At 49.9% G+C, this 2,092-nt stretch carries 2 protein-coding genes and 1 pseudogene; all 3 read left to right on the top strand.

What is annotated here, in order from left to right; translation table 11 throughout:
- Positions 1-260, top strand: a pseudogene (locus DBO31_RS02300) (cell division protein FtsZ); the annotation flags it as partial.
- Positions 261-339: 79 nt separating this feature from the next.
- Entirely contained in the window at positions 340-807 is a 468-nt protein-coding gene (gene nrdR, locus DBO31_RS02305) for a transcriptional regulator NrdR (RefSeq protein ID WP_059076917.1), read from the top strand.
- Positions 808-825: 18 nt separating this feature from the next.
- Positions 826-2,092, top strand: a 1,267-nt coding sequence (gene rfaE1, locus DBO31_RS02310) for a D-glycero-beta-D-manno-heptose-7-phosphate kinase (protein WP_150824340.1), incomplete at its 3' end; no start/stop codon positions are given.

A 2,092-nucleotide genomic window follows, 5' to 3' on the forward strand; every position in this document is an offset into this window, starting at 1 on the left:
ACGTTACAGGCGGCCCCGATGTCAGCTTGTATGAAATCAACGAAGCGGCAGAAAAAATTGCAGAAGCAGTTGACCCGGATGCCAATATTATCTTTGGCCAGGTTATTGATCCGGATATGGAAGAAGATTCTATCCGCATTACTGTTGTTGCGACAGGCTTTGGCAAAGAACCGTCCACGATTCCGTCTTTTGGTCAGGATGGTGGTAAAGCCGATAAAGCTGATCTCGGCGGTGTAGAAATTCCGTCGTGGATGAAATAATAGAGCAAATCAAAAAGCGGATCCTGGTGGACCCGCTTTTTTTCAATCAGTCGTTATATACTCCTGGGAGGAACGAATTATGAGATGTCCATTCTGCAAAGGTGATGATACGAAAGTAACCGATTCGCGGGCAACGGATGACGGGAACGCTATCCGCCGCCGACGGGAATGTCTGAAATGCGGCCGTCGTTTTACGACGTACGAAATGGTAGAAGAAGTGCCGCTTATCGTGATAAAGAAAAATGGCAGCCGGGAATTATTTGACCGCAGTAAAATATTGAATGGCCTTCTCCGTGCCTGCAACAAACGGATGGTTACGCGGCAGCAGCTGGAAGAAATCGTCAATCGGGTGGAACGGGAAATACGCAATTCCCTTGTCCAGGAAGTTTCCAGTGTACATATCGGTGAACTCGTGCTCAATGAACTGAAACATGTCGATGAAGTCGCGTATATCCGGTTTGCCTCAGTGTACCGCCAGTTTGCTGATCTGGATAGCTTTATGGCAGAACTGAAACGGCTGATGGGGTCCGACAAGAAGAAAGCATAACCCAGAAAAGGAGATATTATGACAGATCACTATATCGATAATTTTTTAAATGACGTACTACCTCATTTGCGGATTGCTGTCATTGGAGACATTATGGTAGACCGCTATGTATTTGGCAAGGTGGAACGCATATCACCAGAAGCTCCGGTACCGGTAAACCGTGTAGATCATATCAAATCAGTTCTCGGCGGGGCTGCCAATGTGGCATCGAATCTGGCTAATCTTGATTGCAATGTGTACCTGGCAGGACTGATTGGTGATGATGACAACGCACGCCTGCTGAGAAGCCTGCTCGATGAATCGGGCATCGATGGGTCCGGCCTGGTTGCCCGCAGTCATCATGCGACGACGACGAAGATGCGTATACTGGGAGCACGCCAGCAGATGGTACGCCTTGATTTTGAAGAGATTACACCTCTGGACGATCTGGAAACAGCAGAACTTGCGACCTGGCTTGACGTCTGCATCCACTCCGGTCTGGATGGAGTCATTTTATCGGACTATCATAAAGGCGTTCTGACTGATAAAGTTGCCAGACAAATTATTCGTACCGTAAAGGCTGCCGGCATTCCCATTCTCGTCGATCCTAAGGGCAAAGACTGGTCAAAATATGATGGGGCGGACTTTGTTACACCTAATATGAAGGAATTATCTGAATGCGCCGGATATGAAGTGGCCAACGAGGGCAGTGAAGTAGTTAAGGCCGCCATGGAACTGCATAAAAAATATGATTTTGCCAATCTGATGGTCACCCGTTCAGAAAAGGGGATAACCGTCGTCAGCCACGATGGCCGCGTCTGGAATAATCCGGCTACAGCACAGGAAGTATTTGATGTATCCGGTGCCGGAGATACGGTTGCGGCAGCGTTTCTGGCAGCTATTGCCGGTCATCTTTCTATTCGTACGAGCCTTCAGCTGGCAAACGCCGCTGCCGGTATCGTCGTCAGGAAGGTCGGTACATATCCGGTCCACCGCAGTGAACTAATCCAGCTCTGGACACAGTGGCAGCCCCCGCGCTGGTCACCCTATACAGCACTGGACTGGGATCAGACAGCCCGGAAAATCCGCAGCTGGCAGGAACGGGGAGAAACGGTTGTTTTTACAAATGGCTGCTTTGATATCCTGCATCGAGGCCATGTATTGTATCTGCAGCAGGCGGCAATGCTGGGACAACACCTGATCGTAGGTTTAAATTCTGATGATTCTGTGCGCCGCCTGAAGGGACCGGCACGGCCTTTGGTGCGGCAGGAAGACCGGGCTGTCTTGCTGAATGCTCTCGGCTGTG

The sequence above is a fragment of the Megasphaera sp. DJF_B143 genome, from assembly GCF_900320625.1.
Lineage (GTDB): Bacteria > Bacillota > Negativicutes > Veillonellales > Megasphaeraceae > Megasphaera > Megasphaera hexanoica.